The sequence below is a fragment of the Lactobacillus gallinarum DSM 10532 = JCM 2011 genome, from assembly GCF_001434975.1.
Taxonomy (GTDB): domain Bacteria; phylum Bacillota; class Bacilli; order Lactobacillales; family Lactobacillaceae; genus Lactobacillus; species Lactobacillus gallinarum.
The window spans coordinates 1-224 of sequence record NZ_AZEL01000082.1; the positions used below are offsets into that span (position 1 = coordinate 1).

General features: G+C 39.7%; 1 pseudogene. It reads right to left on the reverse strand.

From position 1 onward, the window contains the following. Nucleotides 1-224: pseudogene (locus FC37_RS09745) on the reverse strand (RNA-guided endonuclease InsQ/TnpB family protein); the annotation flags it as partial.

The following is a 224-nucleotide window of genomic DNA, read 5'->3' on the forward strand; positions in this document are numbered from 1 at the left end:
CGTTTTTTATGGAAAGTTGGGATTCCATGACCAATCTTGCGATAGTTGCTCCAAGCCTTCTGGTAGTTCTGAATCGCATTGGCAAGGGCAAGGCTATCAATTTCTTTAACACGCAAAAAGTTATAAGCATCACGAATATTCCTGGGCTTAGCCAATAACTCGTTATTGGCGACTACTTCTTCTGCCAGCTTAGTCTCATAATTATTAAGAATAGAAAAGGCAAA